The sequence below is a fragment of the Bacteroidota bacterium genome (assembly GCA_039111535.1).
Classification (GTDB): domain Bacteria; phylum Bacteroidota; class Rhodothermia; order Rhodothermales; family JAHQVL01; genus JBCCIM01.
Map to the genome: position 1 here is coordinate 1 of JBCCIM010000063.1, position 23066 is coordinate 23066.

At 52.5% G+C, this 23066-nt stretch carries 13 protein-coding genes; 7 read left to right on the forward strand and 6 right to left on the reverse strand.

The features are described from left to right. Window positions 1–220: 220 nt before the first annotated feature. The 4 genes from AAF564_11645 to AAF564_11660 form a co-directional block, all read right to left on the reverse strand. Window positions 221–1180, reverse strand: a complete 960-nt coding sequence (locus AAF564_11645; protein MEM8486194.1) for a sugar phosphate isomerase/epimerase — start codon at window positions 1178–1180, stop codon at window positions 221–223. A 44-nt stretch (window positions 1181–1224) separates the two neighbouring features. Further along, on the reverse strand, window positions 1225–2214 hold the full coding sequence (locus AAF564_11650; GenBank protein ID MEM8486195.1) for a TIM barrel protein: 990 nt from the start codon (window positions 2212–2214) through the stop codon (window positions 1225–1227). 64 nt (window positions 2215–2278) lie between these two features. Next, window positions 2279–5020, reverse strand: a complete 2742-nt coding sequence (locus tag AAF564_11655) for a PQQ-dependent sugar dehydrogenase (protein ID MEM8486196.1) — start codon at window positions 5018–5020, stop codon at window positions 2279–2281. A gap of 164 nt (window positions 5021–5184) precedes the next feature. Next, window positions 5185–9879: a PKD domain-containing protein gene (locus AAF564_11660; GenBank protein ID MEM8486197.1), complete on the reverse strand. Its 4695-nt coding sequence runs from the start codon at window positions 9877–9879 to the stop codon at window positions 5185–5187. A gap of 208 nt (window positions 9880–10087) precedes the next feature. Between AAF564_11660 and AAF564_11665 the strand changes: the two genes are divergently transcribed. Further along, on the forward strand, window positions 10088–11134 hold the full coding sequence (locus AAF564_11665) for an LLM class flavin-dependent oxidoreductase (GenBank protein MEM8486198.1): 1047 nt from the start codon (window positions 10088–10090) through the stop codon (window positions 11132–11134). A gap of 23 nt (window positions 11135–11157) precedes the next feature. Here the strand turns inward: AAF564_11665 and AAF564_11670 are convergent, their stop codons facing one another. Further along, window positions 11158–12309 (reverse strand): DUF3095 family protein, encoded by a 1152-nt coding sequence (locus AAF564_11670; GenBank protein ID MEM8486199.1) that lies wholly within the window; start codon window positions 12307–12309, stop codon window positions 11158–11160. 127 nt (window positions 12310–12436) lie between these two features. Here AAF564_11670 and AAF564_11675 point away from each other — a divergent pair, with 127 nt between their 5' ends. The 5 genes from AAF564_11675 (at window position 12437) to AAF564_11695 (ending at window position 17963) form a co-directional block, all read left to right on the forward strand. Continuing rightward, on the forward strand, window positions 12437–12937 hold the full coding sequence (locus tag AAF564_11675; GenBank protein MEM8486200.1) for an SMP-30/gluconolactonase/LRE family protein: 501 nt from the start codon (window positions 12437–12439) through the stop codon (window positions 12935–12937). Further along, complete coding sequence (locus AAF564_11680; protein ID MEM8486201.1) at window positions 12867–13355, forward strand: SMP-30/gluconolactonase/LRE family protein; 489 nt, start codon at window positions 12867–12869, stop codon at window positions 13353–13355. Before AAF564_11675 ends, AAF564_11680 begins: the two co-directional genes overlap by 71 nt. A gap of 40 nt (window positions 13356–13395) precedes the next feature. Beyond that, a complete protein-coding gene (locus AAF564_11685; protein MEM8486202.1) occupies window positions 13396–15978 on the forward strand; it encodes a c-type cytochrome in 2583 nt (860 codons plus the stop codon). A gap of 35 nt (window positions 15979–16013) precedes the next feature. After that, window positions 16014–17087, forward strand: a complete 1074-nt coding sequence (locus AAF564_11690) for a TIM barrel protein (protein ID MEM8486203.1) — start codon at window positions 16014–16016, stop codon at window positions 17085–17087. Between the two features lie 90 nt (window positions 17088–17177). Further along, window positions 17178–17963: a 3-oxoacyl-ACP reductase family protein gene (locus tag AAF564_11695; protein MEM8486204.1), complete on the forward strand. Its 786-nt coding sequence runs from the start codon at window positions 17178–17180 to the stop codon at window positions 17961–17963. 92 nt (window positions 17964–18055) lie between these two features. On the opposite strand, the gene AAF564_11700 is transcribed toward AAF564_11695, so the two are convergent. Beyond that, complete coding sequence (locus AAF564_11700) at window positions 18056–19411, reverse strand: Gfo/Idh/MocA family oxidoreductase (protein ID MEM8486205.1); 1356 nt, start codon at window positions 19409–19411, stop codon at window positions 18056–18058. 240 nt (window positions 19412–19651) lie between these two features. Between AAF564_11700 and AAF564_11705 the strand changes: the two genes are divergently transcribed. Beyond that, complete coding sequence (locus AAF564_11705; protein ID MEM8486206.1) at window positions 19652–23065, forward strand: carboxypeptidase regulatory-like domain-containing protein; 3414 nt, start codon at window positions 19652–19654, stop codon at window positions 23063–23065. Window position 23066 lies beyond the last annotated feature (1 nt).

The window sequence follows — 23066 nt, forward strand, 5'->3', positions numbered from 1 at the left end:
ACTGGAGGCTGCGCGAAGGAAATTCCCCGAAACATACGTATGCCCGAGGAAATGCTTCCCTGAAGCGTTCCGTTTTGCGTTGTCACAACGGGTGGGGCATCGTCATTTTCCAATTGTGCCATTGCGCCAGGGGTTACCATCATTAAAAGCAGACAAACAAGTGCAGTTGTTTTCATAGGGAGCAGGTAAAGCATAGGGTTGAATGGCATTGCCAAAAACGCTATACGGCAAGCGCGGTAAGGTTGTTGTAGCTGGTCTGCAAGGTCAATTCCGGGTCTGGAGCCATATCTCTTTCCAGGAAGTAATGGTCAACGCCACTTTTCTTTGCAGCGGCAAGGATCCCTTTTAAATCAAGTACACCGGCGCCGGCGTCAGCCATTTTATCAAAGAGGCCAATCCATTCTTCGGGTTTGCCGCCGTCTCCGGCAAAGACCACGCGCTCTGTCATGTCTTTCACATGCATGAGTTTGTAGCGACCGGGATAGGCTTCAAGGTAGGTAATGGGATCAGCTTTGCCGGCTATCGTCCAAAAGACATCCATTTCCATCGCTACATAGGCAGGCTCCGTTTCTTCGAGGAGAAGCTGCATTGGAATTTCGCCTTCCGTTTCTACCAATCCGTAGCCATGGTTGTGATACAAAAACTTGATGCCATACGGCCGTAGCCTCATACCAATCTCGTTGAATCGCTCAGCGATACGCTTGTAGTCATCGAGTGATGTGCGGAGCTCTTCGGGGATGGCAGCAATGCCGGCGTATTTGTGCCCCACAACCGCAGCAGCTTCGCCAAGCCCATCGATATTCGAACTGAGTGTATCGAGGTCTGTGTGCATAGCGGGTGCAGCTAAACCGTATGCATCCAATAATGCGCGTACTTCAGCCGGCGTTTTGCCAAAGTATCCGCTACCACTAAAGGGCAGTGAGGGCGTAATCGCATCCCATGAAGCATGGGCGCTCGTAGTGCTAAAGCTATAGGGTCCGTAAAACTCCAGTTCTTTGTACCCGATATCCGCCAGCTTTTTCAAGGTCCCTTCAAAGTCACGCTCCATCCACAAAGGCAGGGTAAACAGGCCAACACCAAGCGTTATTGGCTGCTGTTCATCTGGTGTTTGGCATGCAGATACAAGCGCCCCGGCAGCCGTAGCAGCTGAGACCTGTTTTAAAAACGACCTTCTTTTCATTGTACCATTGATTCGAATGTTAATCACGCAAACTGCTGGACGCGTTAAGACAGCGCACCCTTGCAGTAAGCAACACATTTGCCCATTTCGGCCAATACCGTTGACCCTTCTGGCACTTCATACTCAAATTCGATCATGGCTGTGATAGGGTACTGTTTCCGCTGCAGCAGCCGTAACACCTCTCCAATGGGGGTATCTCCATCGCCCCACGCAACGTTTTTCCCGCCGTTTATTGCAGACTTGCGGTCTTTCAAATGCAGATGCGAAATACGCCCATGGTATTTATTGAGAATTGGAATTGGCGACTCACTCAAGCCGGCAATGTAATGCCCAATATCGAGGTTCAGCATGTTGTATTTCGAATACGAAAGGGGCTTGTCAAAAGAAAAACCTGCTTCTGCTACTTGCGTGTGGTTGTGCAGACCAACGAGCATTTGATGTTTGTCTGCAAAGGGAGCTATGCGCTCAGCTCCTTCATCAGAAATTTCAAAAGAAATCCCGCGCGCGCCAACAGCTTTCGCTGCGTTGAATGCATAATCGATGGCATCGTTCGACCAGCGAGGATCACCCAGTTTCAGGATATCGATTTTAACGCCGGCGTCGTGGTACATCTGTCCAAGCATTTCAAACTTGCCCATGTCTGCCTGCATACGCCAGCCTTTCATTACCTCACCATATTCCGCGCGTTTTTTGCGGAAGGCCTGCAATTCCTCTGGGGATGCATTCCGCCCGCCACTCGGCCAACCGGGCCCTTCGGGTGCACCGGCAAAAGACTCTGCAACGTTGCCCATCAGTTCAACGGTGTCAAGGCCGGCGCTTTTCAGGTACCCAAGCACCTCCTCAGCACTGCTCGGCAGAGCGCGGTAGCTATAAGAAATTGCACCAACCATAACGCCCCGGATATCTGGCGCAAGACTTTTGACAACATGTGCGGGCTTCACAAGCGCACCAGCAAAAGCAGCACCTGCTGTTGTACCAATAAACTTGCGGCGGGATAAAACTGAAGCGGAGCACTCGTTCTGATGTTCTTTCATGATAACAACGGTTGTCTAGCGATAGGCAGGTCGGTGCAATGCTGTGTGGACAGCACTACCAAGGTTAATTAGTAGCGCGCACAAATTCTATACGTGAGAGGGAAAAAAGCGGGTCGATGTCTTTTGCTGTTTCGCTCTTGAACACTAAAAACAGGTCTTGAAGGCCTTCTTGTGCTGCAAATTCTAACGACTTAGGCTCAGGGCGCTGACGCCAACCGCCAGATGTTACGGCGATATCGACAGCCCCAAGCAAAGTCCCTTGTGCACTACCCAGGCGCACTTCGAGTGTCCCGCCAACATCACCGGCACGCAAAGAAGCTGAGGCGTTCAGATTTAGTCCAGCAATACCTGTCAGGTCGATGCCTTCAAAACTGATGTATCCGCTGTCTTTCGCACGAACCGTCGTTGGGCCGCTGCCCCGAAATTGTGAAGCTTCCACACCAACAATGCTGCTTGCGCTACCGGGGTCTACTAGAGCACTTTTCAGGATGACTACACTTTCCGTTGCCAGTGCCGGCACATTGCCTTTGCCCCGGTCTTTGTAAGCGGCACGGATGACCAGGGTGCCGCGTCCGTTATCGCCTTCAGGTACGTCGAGGGTATAACTGCCAGACACCGGCATCGTTGCTACGGTTTTGTCTCCGTAGTTCACCAGGTAATTTGCGATGAGGCGCGCGTCGTTTTCTGATATGGCAGGATGCGCCGGCATGTTGATTTCACCCCAAACACCCGAACCACCATTGCGAATTTTGCCCGCAAGCATTTCTGGCGCATCGCGGTCTCCGCTGTACCGCTCAGCAATTTCTGTGTAGGCCGGCCCGGCTGACCTGACATCAGGCTGGTGGCAAACGGCACAATCACTTTGTCCCATCAAGGCTTCGGCAACAGCATAACGGGTCGACTGATCCACGCTGCGCTGCCCCTGCATTACTTCTGCATAGTCAAATCCTTCCGACACATAGTCGATGCTCATCGCAACCTGTGCAGGATCGATCAATCCATTATTTTCAGCACCATCTTCTACGTCGCGTACTTCTGCGGCATAATCAATAGATTCACCAGCGAAGAAGAAGGTCTGGTTGTTGGCCAACGTCAGGTCAACAACCGGGGGCTCATTGCCGGCAATCAGCTGTAATGACTTGGTATTGGTCGCTCCATCAGGATCTTCGACTTCAAGCGTCACGTCATAAATGCCTACTTGATCCAGGGTCAGTTGCTGCGCCATACCGCTGTACACATTCAACGTCCCGCTCTCCTGATGTTTGACACGCCATTCATAGGTCAACACATCGCCATCATAATCGATGGTACCATCTGCAGAGAGGGTAACATCTAGCGGTACGCTGCCCCCACTCTTATCTGCAGATGCGGCCACAACCGGTGTACGATTCCCAGCGTTGTATTCAATCCTCACCAGTTTATCGTCATCGCTATCCCGAAACCAACGGCTGCCATATTCAAGCACATACAAGTCACCGTCTGGCCCAAATTTCATGTCGATGATTTCAGCAGGATTGTAGTCAGGTACAAGCCGTTCCATCGAATCGTAGTTGCCTTTTTCATCTATGGCAATGGCCATGATCCAGCCGCGAGACAGGTCTGCAGCCAGCCACTTGCCTTCAAAGCTTGCCGGGAAAGGACGGGCAGCGTCTTTGAAATCTGCTTTACGGTAAACCGGCCCTCCCGTAGCAGAACGGCCACCAGATCCCAGTTGGGGGAATTGCTCGGATACGCCATAGGGATAAGCAATGAACGCCGGCTGCGCGGGTGGCAATTCATTTAGCCCCGTGTTATTTACAGAATTATTGACCGGGTTGAGCGCGTCTTTGGGCGCACGCGTGGTATCTGCAACATAATCATAATATGGATATGCGTGGTTTTCTCCAATGAAATACGGCCATCCAAAGAAGCCTGGTTCGCGAGCCTGGTTTAGCTCATCGTAACCGCGCGGACCAATTTCGGTATCCTGCACAGCATCCGGACCAACTTCACCCCAATAGATGTAGCCCGTTTTGCTATCAACTGCGATCCGCCAAGCGTTGCGGTGCCCCATCGTGTAAATCTCAGGCTTTGTTTTTTCTGTACCAGGTGGAAATAGATTGCCTTCAGGAATGGTATAGGTCCCGTCATCTTCAGGGTGGATCCGGATAATTTTACCGCGTAAGTCATTGGTACTCGCAGCTCCTCGCTGATCATCCCAGTTGTGCCACCCGGGTCGCTCGTCGGTGTGGGCACTCAGGTTATTGCCCGTATTGTTGCCGATGGTCATAAAGAGGTTGCCAGCGTTGTCCCACGCCATGCCCCCTCCCGTATGGCAACACGCTTCACGCTGCACCGGGAATTCGAGGACGACCTTCTTCGTTGCCGGGTCGAGTGCGCCATTGTTGAAGTCCCAACGTGCAAAAACGTGTTTGGGCTCATCAGGATCAGCATAAAGCAGGTACACCCAAGGCTTGTTTTCAAAATCAGGATGAACGGTCAAGCCAACAAGGCCTTCTTCTGCTTCGCGTTGCTCACCTTCTTTGTTGGTGTACTTTGTGTTGACGGGCTGCGTGAATACGGTCTCAACGGTCTTGCTGACCGGATTATAAAGCTTGAGCGCCCCTTTCCGTTCAATAATGAAAACCCGTCCGTCTTTGAGGACCTCAAATGCCATCGGCTCGTCAAGCGTGGTGCCCTCTGTTAGCACTACGGGGGTAAATCGGCTATGGTCTGTGTCTTCTAGCTGTGCGTACCCGGGTTGGCCACAAGAGAAGGTGCCAAAGCAATACGTGAGAGCGAGGAAAATTGTAAACAGGGATCTCATGGGTTTGGTGGTATTTTTCAACAAATACACGACAAAACCACAAGTTCAGCAACAGCAAGCTAACAATTCGTTAAATCAGCACATCAGAATGTAAAATATGTAAAGCGCCTTAAACGCATAAAGAAGCGGCACGCGCAGCCTGCCGCCTGTTTATGGGTATAGCTTTACTTCAACAATAACATTTGCCGGCTTGAAGAAAACGCGCCGGCTTCAATACGGTAAATATAAATCCCTGCAGATAAGTGGTTAGCGTCAAAAGGCACCACGTAAGACCCCGCAGGCTGTCGTGTATTTACCAGTTCACGTACAACCTGTCCCAACACGTTGTACACCGTGAGCCGCACATCAACGTCATCAGGCAAGTCGTAGCTGATGTTGGTTACGGGATTAAATGGGTTAGGATAATTCTGCGTCAGGCTGAACGTCTCGGGTATAGCCACAGATTCGGCTTCAATCTGCAAGAAGTCACTCCCTCCAGCGGTCTCCGAAAGTGCGGCTGTTGCACAATCAAAAGAACCATCGCTGTTTTGTGCAGCGTCATATACAAGCGATGCATGCGTGACGGCATCTGCGCAAATCTCAAGAAGCGATGGACGCGTTGAAAAATTATCCGAAATTAAGACAGCCTCTCCATTGTTATCGGTTATCCCTGTATCTGTACCAGACAAGTCTCCACTGAACATACCAGAGATACTGACGTCCTGTACCGGATTGCCGCCTTCATCGTGGATCAAAAACGTGGCTTCCACGGACCCGCTGCCGCTCGCTCTTACAACCGCAGTGGTTATGCTTTCGATGTGCATGGTTGGACTAGCCGTGCCATCATTCACGGTAACAGACTGGCTGGCTGTGCCTGTTGCGCCGGCGTCATCTGTCACTGTCAGCGAAACTGTATACGTGCCGTTCGCGGCATAGGTATGCACAGGATTCTGATCCGTTGAACTTGTACCATCGCCAAGATCCCACGACCACGCAACCACATCACCATCTACATCCGTGCTGTTGTCTGTAAAGGATGCTTCCAGCAGCGTCGTGCTAACCGAAAAGGCAGCAACTGGCGGCGCATTACCGCCCGTACCTTCACACGCAAAGGAAGGGTCATCATTGGCAGCCGGATCATAAACTAATGAGGCATGGGTAACCGCATCCACGCAAAAGCCAAGATCATTCGGACGCGTTGTGAATGCATCTGAAATCAAAACAGCAGTGCCATCGCTATTAGTTACCGCCGTATCGGTACCCGTAAGGTCTTCGCTAAACTGACCGCTCACCGTCGCTGCCTCAACGGGACTCCCATCCTCATCAACAATCACTACCGTCGCCTCAACCGTACCGTTGCCGCTACCGCGTACAATGGCTGTGGCGACGCTTGAAATGTGCATCGCATCTTCCGCAGGCACCGGATTCACCGTAATTGTGACGGTTTCGGTGTCGGTGTTACCGTTCGAGGCTTCAACCGTTAGGGTCACATCAAATGAACCCGTTGCCGTAAAGGTGTGGCTGACTGTTTCACCTGTACCCGTTTCACTATTCCCAAAGTCCCAAGTATAACCGGTCAACGTCTCACCATCAGGAGGTGTCGAGGCTGATGCATCAAAAGCTACTTCAAGAGGCACCGTACCTGCAACAGGATCTGCCGAGAAGGCTGCCACCGGGTTTATGGAAGTAGCGGGATCTACGGTAATGCTTGTGGTTGCCGCGTCCGTATTGCCGTTTGAATCTTCAACCGTCAGCGTTGCCGTATAGGTGCCGGCATCCTGATAAGTATGGGTGATGAATTCACCTGAGCCGGTGTTGCCGTCTCCAAAGTCCCATGTATAACTGATGATGCTCGCGCCGGCAGGGGGCTGTGATGCTGAGCCATCATAATCAACGACCAACGGTGCAGTACCGGTTGCCGGGGTGGCAGTAAATGCTGCAACAGGATCGTCAACAGGCGCGGGATCAACGGTAATCGAAACGGTCGTTGCACCTAACCCTCCGTTTGAATCTTCGACAACCAGTGAGGCGGTAAACGTACCATCCGTGGTGTAGGTGTGGCTGATGCTGCTACCGAATCCGGTATTGCCATCGCCAAAGTCCCAGCTGTAACCCACGATGGATGCGCCAAGAGGCGGCACTGAACCACCCCCATCAAAATCAACAACAAGCGGTGCTACACCAGCCTGCGGCGTCGCCGCAATTACAGCTGTTGGTCCACCGCCAGCGCGGGGGCTTTCTGCTGGGCCACCGCCCGACGGCACAAAGCCGGCATCTGTTGTCAGCAGGATGCGGTCCAGGTGGATACCATCTTCACGCATCCAAACTGTAATGTTGTGCTCACCCGCACTACCAATACTCATTTGCGCATTCGCGCCCGATTTCTGCGAGCGCACCCATTCCCAGTCGCTGAAATTGAAAGATTCAATCGACTCTGCAGTAGAAACTTCGCTTTCATTCAGCCCGACATGTAACGTATTGCCACTCGATACAGCACGAACGCGGACCCAAACGAAGTACGTACCGGTGTTTGTGAAGTCGGCGAGGAAGTTCATGTAAGGACTACTGCTGCTATACCCGCTGCTGTAGATGCTTCCGTTATCGGGTAGGGCAGCCATTGCGCCGGCGCCTTCAAATCCAGAAAAAGTAGTGCTCTCAGTCCAGGTTTGTCCGTTTCGGGTTATGCTTTCTTCAAAGTTTTCTGCCTCGATAACAAGCAGTCCATCTTCTTCAAGAAAAGCGCCTGATGCATTGGGGTCCTCAACATCTATTGTCTGGATCTGGTTATCGCTGTTGCCGAGGGCATCTTCTATTGTAAGGGTTACAACGTAAAGGCCTGGTGCGCTGTAGGTATGGGATGGCATGTCGCCACTTCCAGACATCCCGTCACCAAAGTCCCAATCGTAAGACACAATTGCCGCATCAGTGCTTGATGAAGTTGTTGCATCAAAATCGACACTGAAGGGCAGCACACCTGGCTGGTACGTAAAGCGCGCGACAATCGGACTAATTGCGTCCTCGCTGCGTACCAAAACAGCCCAGTCATCTCCGGTATCAAATGGTGGACTCCCCAATGATTGTACACCGGGTCCTGTGATTTCTGATACTGCGCCAGAGATCAGTTCACCGCCCGTCCGCGGGTTGTACCAATCAACCATGAAGGTTTCGTTGCTATCTTCGAGATCTAGCGTAGTGGTGCCCCCGTCTCTGAGCCAGACGACGTAGGCTTCACCTGGTTTGGCAAGCACATGGTTGTTCTCAACTGGCGTTAGATCATCGTTGGGATCCATGTCTACAAACGGTACATACTCGCGAAAGAAGCTGCCGGCGATGTCTGAATATTCCCACAAGAAATCGTAGCGTCTGAAATCTTCAAGGGTGAGATCGCGCTGATCTGTATCAAACCCCAGGTACCAGCTGAAGCCGGCGGTACCCGCCATCAGCATACCCCACATTTCATCTTTACGAATGAGTTCTATGTTGGACTGATCTGGCTTTACGCCTGTATTCCAGCCACAGCATTCGTCGAGGGTAATATCCCATTTGCGGCCGGCATTCGCTGAGTTCTCCCGCCAGATGACAGCGTTTTTGTATGTATCAGGCCCTGCCGGCGTATCAGCGCCGCCGTTGTTCGGGCCGTGGATATGGTACGACATGCCGCCAAACTCAGGATGGCCGAGGAATGGCCCAAACAGTGCTTCATAGTTGCTCTGGCCGGCGGAGGTATGCATCACAACCGGATGATCGTAAGCATCTATTCCTGTAAGGTAGTTTACAAAATCGAGGCGCTGGGCGTCTGTATTCCCACCATTTGCCGCCGTCTGGTGCTCTTCGCCGATATTCCACTTCACACCGTTGAGGTGATTGAAGCGGGCCATCATCTCGCGGTAAAACATGGTCCGCGTGGTGCCCAGTTCACCGTTGTCGAGCAGTTGCTCAATTTCCATTTCCTGTAGCACAAGCTGCGGCATGACGCCTTTTGTATTCATGTGCTCAAACACAATATTCCACTGCTCCAGCTTGGAAACATCAAAATGGAAGAAATCTTCGTGGGCAATCCAGGGAAAGGTATCTTTTCCGTCACCCTGCACGTTCATTACCATCATGAACATGCCGTTTACGCCGGCGCTTGAGAGGTAATTAATTGCACCAATAATTCCCTTGCCTTCGTCATTGCCCCAGGTCGGGTCTCCAGCATTCCAATCAGGAATGTGACTGCCATACGTTTTAGGAATCCATGTGCCTGTCGAAAAGGTATTGTCAAATCCTTCGTAGTTGAGGAAATTCTCTGGGCTACCCGTTCCGGTAGAAATGAACCACTCGCCACTATCAAAAAGCAGGTAATGCTCCCCTACCTGGCGCAGCGTGCCGCGTGCCCTAAAATCCAGCCCTGACTTGTCTGTCTCGCCAATCGTAAAGGAGCCCGTTATGCCATCAAAAGAATTTGGTGTGCCGGCAGTTGGTGAATCATCAACCGCAACGTTGTCGCCTTCACGGAAGGAGAGTTCATAGTTCCAGGTACCGGTAAGGTGGGGCGTAAAGCGGGCGCGCCACTTGGTCCCGCTGGTTGCTGACGTATTGGCAGCATCGCCATCCGCGGCAAAGAAGCCGGGCACCTCGATCGTTGTAGCGCCCTGTGTGAAGGTCACATTCAAGCGATAATCCAGGAAAGGATTGGGATCGGCGGTTTCAGCAGAGGAAGGTCCGTCTAGTGTAAGTGTAACAGGATGCCATTTTTTCAGCTCTCCTGTAATTTCAATCTCGCCAGTCTGGGCAAGGAGCGGCGAAGCCCCGAGATAACCAAACAGGCCAAAGATTAGCAGAAACCGTACTACTGTAACAAATTGGGTGTGGGCCTTGACCCATTGGCGCGTAAACATTGCAAACTGAAGGCTGACTATTGGATGTCGACGCAGAACAGACGTTCATATGCCGATGCGAACTATAGGCTTTGGGGTAACCTATGAGGTAGTAAATCTTTTTTACAGTTTACCGGTACTTTGGGCGCATGCAGCGTACAGTTTCGGATTTTCCGGGTGGCTCAAAATGACGTACAGGTCACCATCGACTTAACTAATCCATCGATTCATGGAAATAGGCATTTACAGTTTTGCAGAAACAACGCGTGATCCACACACCAATACAACAATTTCGCCGGCAGAGCGGATGAAGCACCTGGTAGAAGAGATTGTATTGGCTGACCAGGTTGGACTGGATGTATTTGGATTGGGAGAACACCACCGAACCGACTTTGCCGCGTCTTCGCCGGCAGTTGTGCTCGCCGCAGCCGCTGTAAAAACAGAGAAGATTCGCCTTACAAGCGCTGTATCTGTACTTGGCTCTGACGACCCGATCCGTGTATTCCAGGATTTTGCCACCATTGATCTCCTTTCTGGAGGCCGCGCAGAAATTATGGCCGGCCGCGGTTCGTTTGTAGAATCGTTCCCCCTGTTTGGATACGAACTCGATCAATACGACACCATCTTTGCCGAAAAACTGGACCTGCTACTCACCGTACGCGAGCAGGAGCAGGTCCGATGGGAAGGTACGCACAGGGCACCGCTAACCGGACAGGGCGTTTACCCGCGCCCCCTGCAGCAGCCACTCCCCGTATGGCTTGCTGTTGGCGGCACACCGCAATCCGTGGTCAGGGCCGCAACGCTGGGCTTGCCGCTTGCGCTTGCCATTATCGGCGGGCAGCCGGCACGGTTCAAACCTATGGTAGAATTGTACCGCGAAGTTGCCAAACAAGCCGGTCACAACCTGGCCGACATGCCGGTTAGCATCAATTCACACGGACACATTGCTGACGCATCGAAGCAAGCTGCTGATGAGAGCTACCCGTATTTTGCTGAAACGATGAACCGAATTGGACGGGAGCGGGGCTGGATGCCGATTACACGCGACCATTTTGAGTCGGAACGTGCGCCACACGGTGCAGCGCTCGTTGGCAGTCCACAGGAAATCATCGACAAAATCCTGTATGAACACGAACTTTTCAACAACGACCGATTCCTGATTCAGCTAACCGTAGGCTCTCTCCCCCATGATCAAACCATGCGCGCGATTGAGTTGTTGGGTACCAAAGTCGCGCCGGCTGTCAGAAAGGCCGTCGGAGAAAAGGTCGCGCTGTAGAAAAAGACCTGTAGCAGACGCCCTTACAGCTTCCGTAGTTTTTGCTTGAGCATTGTAGCCGCCATGGTGTACCCTCCGTCCGCACCATCTACAAAATGGATGTGTTTATCCTTGCGGTCGCGGACGTAGCACGACATGATGGATTCCTGGCTTACAAATAGGCCGTAGGTGATAACACCGGCTGCTTCCAGTTTATTGAGTTCAGTTTCAAGCAAAAGCCGCTGCGCGCGCTTGCCGGCAATTACCGTGTTAATGCGACCGTCTATGACGAGGGTGTCAGTTAAGTTAACCAGCTTTTCTATATACACTTTACCGGCACGCTGCTTTACGTATACCCACTTGCCAAACAGGGTAAAGAGCCAGTTTTTGAGTAAGTATCCGGCTTTTTTGCCACCGAGACGCACGCGCATTTCCAGGCCAATTTTGCCACGTGTTGCTTTCATCTTCAGTTGCGGCGCTGTGACTGGATTTCGGCTGTGGAAAGATCCATAGATATTATCAATTAGATCCACCACCTGTTTAAACGCCTTCATTTGCCGGGTTGCTGCTTGAGCAGAGACCAGGAGACAAACAACCTCGTGGGCTTCGGATGCCGGCTTGATTTTATCCCAGCGGCACTCCATACCGGTCAGATCCAGGTCAGCCATGGGTGGTTCCTGGAGCACAGCATCATCGTCTTCCCCTTTCACAATCCGCTCGGCTGCACCGAGCCCCTCCCCTAGCACAACAGGAATCGAAAACACGTCAGATACATGCAGCCGGCTGATTTGCAAAAGATGGCCCTGCTGCTGCAAAGATGCAACAGGCACAGCGCCAACCCTGAGGTCGAGACCAAAGTTGATGCGTGTATTTTCTCGATGCACCTTTAAGGCGTCCAAAGCCGGCTGACAGAGCGCTGCCGGGACAATCAAGGTGGCACCATCACCGCCAAAAAAGAAGGGGACTTCAATGTGCTGCCGTTGGGCAAGATTCAGCGTTGCGATGATACATCCCGTTGCAATGAGGTTAATCTCTTCGGAGCGCCCGGCGCGAAAAGCCTGCGTTGAGTTTTTAATATCTGTGATAATCACATGCCAGTCAGCCGGCACTTCCTTGAAATGGGCCCCGTTATCAAGCAAGGCGCTCAAAGAAACGCGCTGAACAGGGAGACTGGAAAAAAACTGGTCGCTTTGCACAAGTATGGGATGATTGGTACAGGATACGACGCGGTTGTGAACGGCTAAAATAACAAAATGGCTTTTTACATAGGAAATTAGGATTTTGGATTCCACCGTTTCCATTTTCCTCCGCCGCCCCGATACAATGTATACCCGTCTTACTACACAACTTGTCTTTTGCTGCATCCTCTTTGTACTTGTTAACGGTTGCACACAGCCAGCCCCAAAAGATGCCATCGCACAAGTCATCGCTGAAAATGCAACGCTGCAGCGTGTAGACACTTCTTTTGTATTTACAGAGGGGCCGGCCGTTGATGCTTCAGGGAACGTGTATTTCACCGACCAGCCCAATGATCAGATTGTAAAATGGTCAACGGATGGCGAACTGTCTGTTTTCATGCAGAACACCGGGCGCTCCAACGGCCTCTACTTCGACGATGCCGGCAACTTGCTCGCCTGTGCAGATGAAAACAACGAACTCTGGTCGATCAGTATGGACAAAGAAGTCAGCGTGCTGGTATCAGATTTTGAAGGTAAAAAACTAAACGGCCCAAACGACTTGTGGATTGATGCTGATGGCGGCATCTATTTCACCGACCCGTTTTACAAGCGCGATTACTGGACGCGCGAAGAAAAAAGAAATTGAAGACGAACGCCTGTATTATGTATCACCGGATCGTCAATCGGTATCGGTGGCTGCTGACGGCTTTGTCCGCCCCAATGGCCTCATTGGCACACCAGATGGCAAAACCCTCTATGTTGCCGACATTGGAGACAGCAAAACCTATGCGTTCACAATAAACCCGGATGCATCGCTAACGGACCGCCGGCTCTTTGCAGAGATGGGCTCAGACGGTATGACGCTCGACACCGCGGGCAATGTCTATTTAACGGGCAGGGGCGTCACCGTATTTAATGCATCTGGCGAGCAAATTGAACACATTGAAGTAGACGAAAAATGGACCGCCAACGTCACGTTCGGCGGTGCAGACAGACAAACCCTCTTTGTCACGGCCATGGGAGCGGTTTATACCCTCGACATGCAAGTGGCGGGTGTCAGATAAAGGTGGAGCCGGCTTTCTTTCACCCTAAACTGGAATCCCGATGGCGAGCACAAACCGTGTATCGCGCGCAGCATCCCCATGGGGACGCGTTATCTACTGGCTACCCACAGCCGGTTGTTTGCTAAGTTGTCTGCTTCTGTTTACTGGTTGCACCAACTCGGCATCTGCGCCCGCTTATGACCCTGACCACTCCCCGCCGCTCTCGCCCACCCAGGCCCTTGCCACTTTTCAGATAAAGCCTGGCTACAAAATCCAGTTGGTTGCTGCTGAACCACTCGTGGAAGACCCGGTTGGCCTCACATTCGACGAAGATGGCCGGCTCTGGGTCATCGAAATGCGCGGCTTCATGACGGACATAGAAGGGACCAATGAGGATGCCCCACTCGGACGCATTGCTGTATTGACAGATACTACAGGAGATGGGCTGATGGACACGCGCACCACGTTTCTAGACAGCCTGGTCCTGCCCCGTTCATTGGCCGTCGTTTCAGGAGGCGCCCTGGTTGCAGAGCAACTGCCATTGTGGTTTGCAGAAGATACAGACGGCGACCTGGTCGCTGACCGAAAAAACTTGATTGACGCTGAATATGGCGGTAGCGGCCTGCCGGAGCACTCCCCCAATGGCATGTGGCGGGGGCTAGACAACTGGTACTACAATGCAAAGTCGACCACCCGCTACAAAAGGGCAGGTGATGCCTGGACGCAAAGCGAAACCGAGTTCAGAGGGCAATGGGGCCTTTCCCACGATGACGCCGGCCGGCTTTTTTACAACTACAACTGGTCACAGCTACACGCAGACCTGGTGCCCCCCAATTACCTCTCGCGGAATCCCAGCCACACCCCCACAAGCGGCATCGACCACGGCCTAACGGTTGATCGCAGCATTTACCCCATCAGACCAAACCTTGCGGTCAACCGCGGCAACATTCCGGGTAACCTGGATGATGATGGCAAACTGCTCGAATTTACGTCTGCCTCTTCCCCACTTGTTTACCGCGGTACAGCATTACCGGGATTTCGCGGGGATGTGTTTGTTTGCGAGCCTGCCGGCAACCTCATCAAACGCAATACCATTGCAGAGAACGGTTTTACCCTCACCGCCGAAGCTGCTTACGAAGCGTCTGAATTCCTGGCCTCAACAGACGAGCGTTTCAGACCCGTGGCGCTCGCTTCGGGCCCCAGTGGTGCACTTTATATTGCGGATATGTACCGAGGCATTATCCAGCATGGCGCCTACATGACGCCGTACCTGCGGGAGGTGACCCTGAACCGCAAACTCGATACGCCGGTGCACATGGGACGCATCTGGCGCATTGTCCCCGATGACTGGCAGCCTCCGGCATCAACAGCATTATCCGAAGCCTCTGGCGAAGCGTTGGTTGCGATGCTCTCTCATGAAGATGGTTGGTATCGCGATGTTGCACAACGGCTACTCGTTGAGCAAGCAGACCCGGCCACCATTCCATTGTTGGAAACGGTGGTAATCAAAGGCGCCAATCCACTAGGCCGGCAACACGCGATGTGGACGCTGGCCGGCATGGATTACAAAGACCCGGCGACGTTCCTGGCGGCCCTCAAAACTGAAAATGACCTGGTCCAGATTGCTGCTCTGCGCATCCTCGAAGGCCTCAAAAAACGACAACCAGGTGCGAAAATAGCCGAGGTTACAACAGATATTTTGTCCTCCGCCTCTTCGGCTGTACAACTGCAACTTGCCCTGACGCTCGGCAGCCTGGTAAAAACGAATTCGTCTTCTCCCTTGCTAGGCATACTTTCTCAAAACGTACACGAGCCTGTAATGCGCGATGCTGTCATGAGTAGCCTGCATAACTGGGAGATGGCTTTTCTCGAAGCTATTTGGCAAGCGCCATCCTGGCAAACGCCAGATCCAAACCAGTCTATTTTTCTGGAGATGCTTACAACGGCCATCTCCAACCGGCAACAACCGGAAGAGATGACGCAGCTATTTGCAAAAATCGAAGCTGCAAAAGCAAATAACAATGTACGCGCCGATATCCTCGTCGATGCACTTGCGGTAAATGGTCCCAAACACAGCGATACCCCAACCATGCTCAAAACGCGGCCGACGCTTGTAGCTTCATCAGACGCTACATGGCAAACGCGCGTGGCCAATGCCATGCAGGGTATATCCTGGCCCGGTAAGCAAGCTGCACCCGTTTCAACAGCTAATGAACAAACCATGGATGCGCAAACCCAGGCGTTGTTTGCGGCCGGAAGGCAACAGTACCTTGCAGGTTGCGCCGGCTGCCACGGCAACAACGGCGCCGGCCTGAATCGATTTGCGCCTCCATTGGCTTCATCTGAATGGGTCACAGGTGATCCAACGCCGCTAATTCGCCTCGTGCTGCACGGCCTCGAAGGCCCCATCACGGTCAATGGAAAAAACTACGACGCACCTGAAATTTTGCCTGTAATGCCAGGCCACTCAGTACTCGACGATCGCGAACTCTCCGCCATCCTTACGTATATCCGGCGCGCTTGGGACAACAACGCGACACCCATAGATGCAAGAACAGTTAGCCGTGTACGCCATCGCTCACAGGGCCGCGTTGTGCCATGGACCGTCGACGAATTGCTCAACGCACCTGAAGTACTCGAATAACCAAGCAGCGCTTCATCCACCAACCCCCTAACGTCATGAATCGTCGCCAATTTCTGGAAACCACGGCAACCGCCTCAGCGATGGCCCTCGCGCCACTATCAGCACCCTCCCTTGTCTTGCCCCAATCTCTGGGGCCACGGATGGGCATCAGTATTGCCTCGTACGCCATCCGCTGGCGTTCAAAAGCAGCTAGTAAACAATATCCGGCCTTTACGGATGCGTTGCAGGTATTGGCCCACAGCCAACAGCTTGGCGCAGGCGGTATACAGATTGGCGTACGGGGATGGGCAGAGGCCTTTGCCGGCAAGGTGCGCGATGCACGCGAAAAACATAACCTGTATCTGGAAGGGCAGATCTCCCTTCCCAAAGATGACGGAGATGACCTGGCACGCTTTGAACACGAAGTAAAAAATGCACGGGAAGCCGGCGCCACCATTTTACGCGCCGTCTGTCTTGGCGGGCGTAGATATGAGACCTTCTCCACCCTCGCCTCTTTTCAATCGTTCAAAGCAGATTCAATAGCTGCCCTCGAAAGGGCTGTACCCGTTATGCAGCGCAACCGGGTAAAGCTTGCAATAGAAAATCATAAAGATTGGCGCATTCAGGAGATTATTGCAATCATTGAGCACCTTGGCAGTCCGTGGATGGGGATTACGTTGGATACAGGCAACAACATTTCGCTACTCGAAGACCCGATGGAAGTAGTTGAAGCCCTGGCCCCCTATACCTTCACAACCCATTTCAAAGATATGGGTGTTGCCCCCTACCAGGATGGATTCCTCCTTGCGGAAGTCCCGCTCGGAAACGGCATGCTCGACTTGTCGCGGGTGGTGCAACTGTGCCGGCATCACAATCCTGACGTCACATTCAATCTCGAGATGATCACACGCGATCCATTGAAAATTCCATGTATGACAGATGCATACTGGGAGACATTTGACAACGTAAACGGACGAGAACTCGCGCGGGCGCTTCGTATGGTGGAATCTGCCGCCGGCAAAACACTGCCGGGTATCTCAGACAAAAATCCCGAAGAGCAACTTGCATTTGAGGAGCAAAACGTACGATCATCCTTTGCCTACGCATCCACCCATCTTGGGCTTGGCTAACGCACGTACGGAAATACACACGCACAAAATACATCGAACAGGTATTTTCAAACCTTCGTTCGCACCCATAACCCATTTACCTGATATCACATGAGCACCCAAGCGCTTCCCGGCATTAAACAATTTGATCTGACCAATAAAACCGCCCTTATCACTGGAGGCTCAAAAGGCCTGGGCCTGGCTATGGCAGCCGGCCTGGCTTCAGCTGGTGCAAATGTAATGCTGGTGAGCCGCAACGCCAGTGTTGGTGAAGAAGGTGCAGCAACCATACGCGATACCTACGGCACCAGGGCCATTGCCTTTGGTGGCGATGTGACGGATCTCGACCAGATGGAAGCCATGGCAACAACAGCCATGGACACCTTTGGCAGCATCGACATTTTGATCAACAGCGCCGGCATCAACATCCGCGGCCCGATTGATGAGCTCACCTATGAAGACTTTAACCAGGTGATCGATATCAACGTCAATGGCACGTGGCTGGCCTCTCGCGCTGTAACACCGCACATGAAAGCTGCTGGCAGAGGCAGTATCATCAATATTGCCAGTACGCTTGGCGTAGTTGGTGTCCCTAACCGCACCCCGTATGCTTCAAGTAAAGGCGCGGTGGTACAGATGACACGCGCCCTTGCCCTCGAACTGGCGCCATTTAATATCACCGTAAACGCCATTTGCCCTGGCCCTTTCCTCACAGAAATGAACCTGCCCATCGCCAACACCGAAGATGGCAAGAAGTTTATCATCGGTGCAACAGCGCTCAAACGTTGGGGTGAACTGCGCGAAATCCAGGGCGCGGCCATTTTCCTCGCCAGCGACGCCGCCAGCTACATGGTAGGGTCGCTCCTCACTGTGGACGGCGGATGGACGGCTCAGTAAACTGGTTTAAGGTTGAATGTTTAAAGTATTCTTAACTGGCCTCATCCCAGACCAACCTTAAACATTCAACCTTAAACTTTTAACCCACTTCCTTAGACATTTTCCGGGAACGGATGCGCCCAGGGTTCGCGGTAGGGGCGGACCAACAGGTGGGTGGCTTCTGTGTCTCCTTTTACGATGCGGTTTACGGGATCGTATACCATTGGACGTCCAAGCTCCATCGACATGTTGGCGAGGATGCAGGACGCTGTTGAGATATGACCGTTTTCAATATCCGCAACCGGCGTGGTGTTATTTTCGATGGCTGACAGGAAGTCGAGCATATGGTGCCGCGTAGCCGGCGCTGCGTGCAACTCTATGTCTTTCTCAGTGACGTCCTCCGGATACTCTTCACGTTCGTAAATCACATCCATTTTCATGGGCTCAGCGTCGCCGCGGGGGATAAAGTCGTATTTGTGTACGCTGGCTGCCAGGGTCCCTTTTTCACCGTAGAGTTTGAAACTCCAGGGGTACTCAGGATCTGCCGGCGTTCCCCAGGAACGGTGCTGCCAAACGCAATCCAGCTCATCGTAGTGAAACACGGCATTCTGCGTGTCGGCCGTAGTGGCTTTGCTTTCTTTCTGAACGTAAATCCCGCCAGAAGACGAGATTTTATTGGGCCAACCGAGGTCGAGCATCCATCGTACAGTGTCAAACATGTGGATACACATGTCGCCCATAATGCCATTGCTGTATTCCATCATGGCGCGCCACCAACCGCGGTGAGGGATCCCATCATACGGGCGTTTCGGCGCTGGTCCTACCCACATGTCATAATCCAGAAAATCAGGTACCGCCTCCAGACCAGGTGCTTTATTGGCGCGCATGTGGTAGTAACAGCACATTTCAACATGCGAAACTTTTCCGAGTAAACCTGCATCGACAATGTGCTTTTTTGCATGCAGGATGTGCGGCGTACTTTTACGCTGTGTCCCAACCTGGACTACCTTGTTGTACTTGCGTGCCGCAGCCAAAACGGCCTCTCCTTCGATTACATCAACGCTGATAGGTTTTTGCAGATACACGTGCGCGCCGGCTTGCAAGGCCTCGATGGCCTGCAAGGCATGCCAATGATCAGGAGATCCAATGAGCACAATGTCCAGGTCTTTCTCAGCCAGCATTTCCCGATAGTCTGTGTATGTCCGGGGCTTCTTGCCCGAAGCCTGACGTTGGCTGGTGAGCTCTGCTGCACCAGCAAGCATATTGCTATCAACATCACACAGCGACACCACATCAACAGGTGCCACCTGGATCAGCCGAAACAAGTCACTTTTCCCGTACCATCCTGAACCAATTAACCCAACCCGCATGGGTTCTTTTCGATGTAAAAAGTCCAGTGCGCCGGGCCCCAGGGTAGATAGCGCAAGCGATGCTGTTGCAGATTGAAAAAATTGGCGGCGGTTCATCATCGTTCCGAGGGAATGGTTGTGTTTTTGGTGGTTCTGCAAACTACAACCTTTTTACAGCAAGGATCAAGTTTGTCATGCTACGTAAAAGCGGATTCCCTGTCGTTTGACACATCATTATTACGTTTTTGTCTATAACAGTGCAGTGTAATTGCCGCTGCATACCAAACGCCTGCAAGGTGCCGGCCACCTTGCTCCTTTTCGGCCTATCTAATGTCTATCATGCATCACCTATCGAAGCACTTGCGATTTTACCAAACAGTGCTGCATTTTTGGGCTGCGATCTTGTTGTTTGTGCCGGCAGTTGCTGCGCAACATACAGGTACACTATCAGGCAACATTACCAGTTCAGAAGACGCGCCGCTTGCAGACGTACAGGTTACGCTCATCAATACATCTCTAACAGCAAATACAAATGAGGCCGGCGCGTTTTTTCTCGCTGGTATCCTACCTGGCACCTACACGGTACAGGTGCAAAAATCCGGATTCGAAACCAAGACTTTTACAAACCTGGTTGTTCATTCTGGCGCCACGCGGGTTTTGCAAACGGAATTAGACGCTGCCTCGAACGCAACCAGCACCTTACCTTTCCCAACAGCGCAAACTCAGTCACAAGTAATTGGCACCCGCCACGTATTGGCCGGGCAGGAGCTTACTTGGTCACCTTCACGGGGAGCGGCTGCTTTTGGCAGAACCCGAGCCGGCATCGCCACATTTGATGGCTTTGATGACCTCTATGTCCGTGGCACGCGTGCTGATCAGATTGACTATTTTCTCAATGGCATCCGGCTTGAAGGTGATGCCCACCGCTTCATTCCCGAAGCAGCCATTCAGCAAATCACGGTTGAAACAGGCCACCTCGATGCTTCCTATGGCGACCTGCTTTCCGGCGCCGTTAACATTAGCACACACGCCGGCAATGCGCCGTATTTTGGTAATTTTGAAGCCCTGACTTCTGAGTCGCTCGATCCGTTTGGATACAGCGTGTTCTCTGGCGCACTGGGTGGTTCGTGGCTTGACAGGAGAGTTAGTCTTTTTGTTGCCGGCGAGTATAACGATCAACTGGATAGCGCACCCAGTGCGATCGGGCAATTGCAAATTCTACCCGCAGTACTCGAAGACCTGAGAAACGCACCTATGGCCCTTCAGGCGACAACACAGCGTGGCGAAGAAATTTTGCTACCTCTACCCGCAGCCCTTAATGCCGGCGCCACGATCCTGGTTGATGACAACGGCCTTGTAGATATCCAGAGTGACCAAATTGTATTTTCCGATGGCACACGTCTCGCAGCAGCCGATATAGATCCACAGTCCCTAAGCTATGCGCCGGTAATGAGGGCCAATTATCTGACACCCGATCAATTCAGCATTGAGTCAGCAAAGCTCGGCCGGCAACAATCCGCGAAGTCGTTTATCGGAACCCTGGCCGTTCAACCGTTGCCCCGCACCCGGCTCCAGTTGCAGGGCCGGTTTTATAATACCCAACAGGACGAGCAGATTGCAAACATAAACCAGCAGGTTATTTTTGCACCAGAGATCGTCCCAACAATCGAAAAACAGGACGCACAGTGGAATTTCTCCTTATCCCAGCACCTGGGCGCAGCCACTTTTGTGCATGTATATGGCGACTTCTGGAAAAACAAAAGCACTACCTTTGACCGTCGCTTTGGACGCGATTGGGATGCACTGCTCGAATACGGCAACATTGACAGCCCGGTGTATGACGTATTAAGGGGCTATAAAAACCTGCAATTTGTCAACGAAATCCGTGTTGACGACCACGGCACGCCAGGAGACCCATCCGACGACACAGAATTCACGGTCAGAATTCCGGCCTATAATACCTTGTATGAAGATGGTAGCGGCCCGCCCCTTAGTGATGAGGTGGTCGCCAGCCTTGCGCAGGTGCCAGGCGGGCGATTCAACAGTTTTGAGCAGGCTGAAAGCAATCGTTTTCAAATAGGCGGCTACCTCAAAACGCAGCAAGCCAATCATGCCTTGGAAGCCGGCTTCCTATACGAGAAACGTACGCATCGATTCTGGCAGCTAAATGCGCCCTTGCTTGCCAGGTTTTCGGAAGGATCTCCACTAGAGCTCTCCCACACGCCGCCTATTGACCGTCGATACCCGTTTTACAGTTCTGTCCCGTACGATGTACTCAATGCAGCAGTTGGGGTGTATTACGGCTATGACATCACCGGCCAGGGCAAGGTAAACAGCGAAGACCTCACCGGCTTCCTTTCTTCTGATCCAGACAAGCCCCTCGAAGCGTACAACCTGAAACCGTACCAACCCATCACCTACGCCGGGTACGTACAAGACAAAATTGTGTGGGAAGATGTTGTCCTCAGCTTCGGATTACGCGGGGAAGTGTTCGACAACAATATCCGCGTATTAAAAGACCCTTTTTCACGCCTACCCATTTGCAGGGCCGGCAACATTGGCAGTACGGTGAATGATATTGCCTGTGGCGAAGGCTCCCTGCCCATAACCGTTGACGAAGACTTTGCCGTTTATTTTGTAGAGGATCAGGTTTCCGGATACAGAGACAACGAAGGCAATTTCTATTCAGCCGGCGGCATCAGAACGGATCAGGTAGATGGTAGCGCACGGCGTGTTTCCAATACGATTGAGACATCACAATTTGAAGATTATAAACCGCAATTTGCCCTGATGCCTCGCGTCGGCGTAAACTTGCTGGTGCATGACGACTTGATGCTCTTTGCCAGCTACAACGTGTTAACCCAGGCCCCCTACACAAACAGCTTTGCAACGCTTGCCCAATTTGCCGGCGGCCGTGCGCTTAACAACACCGGATTAAAGCCCGAGCGCATGAGAAAAATTGAGCTAGGCTTTGATCGCTCGGTTGGCTTACACAGGCTGCGGGCATCGCTATTTGTTTATCGGGGAAGTAACCTCGTGAGCTTACGGGTGATGACGCCGGCTACATATTGGGGGGCAAACAACCGGGGTACCAGCACAAGCAAGGGATTGGAGCTTCACTATGCCCTCCGCGGCATCAAGGGCCTGACAGGAGACGTCAGCTATACCTACAGTATAGCTGAAGGCACACGCCCAGGCTCCCACAGCCTGTTGAATAACTACTTCTCCACAATTACATCCAACCATACCTATCCGCAGGACTTCGATCAGCGACACAACTTAAACGTCTCGCTGGCCTACGCAATCGACAAAGCAGCCGGCCCCCAAATACTTGGTATCTATCCCTTCGAGAACCTGCATATCGCTGCTGATTTGCGTGCCGCGAGCGGATTCCCGTACACGGCAGCCACAACGGCAAGACCTCTCACTGGTGAAACTACGTCTGCCCTGGAAACGCTGGGCAATTTCAACGGCGTCAGAATGCCGGCAACAACCCGCCTGGACCTGCAGATCAACCGGTCATTCCACGTCCAACAAACCCAGGCCACCTTGTTCTTTCAGGTACTGAATTTGTTCGATCACCGCAACGTGAACCAGGTGTGGCCCTTTACCGGCAATCCGAATTACGATGGGTTTCTTTCCTCAACAGCCGGCCAGTCGTTTTTGGAATCACAGCCGGCCGTTGCAGAAACACTGTACCAGCACAGAAGCCGCGTCCCCAACTGGGTAGGCATTCCGAGGCTCATACGTCTCGGGCTCAATGTTACTTTCTAAT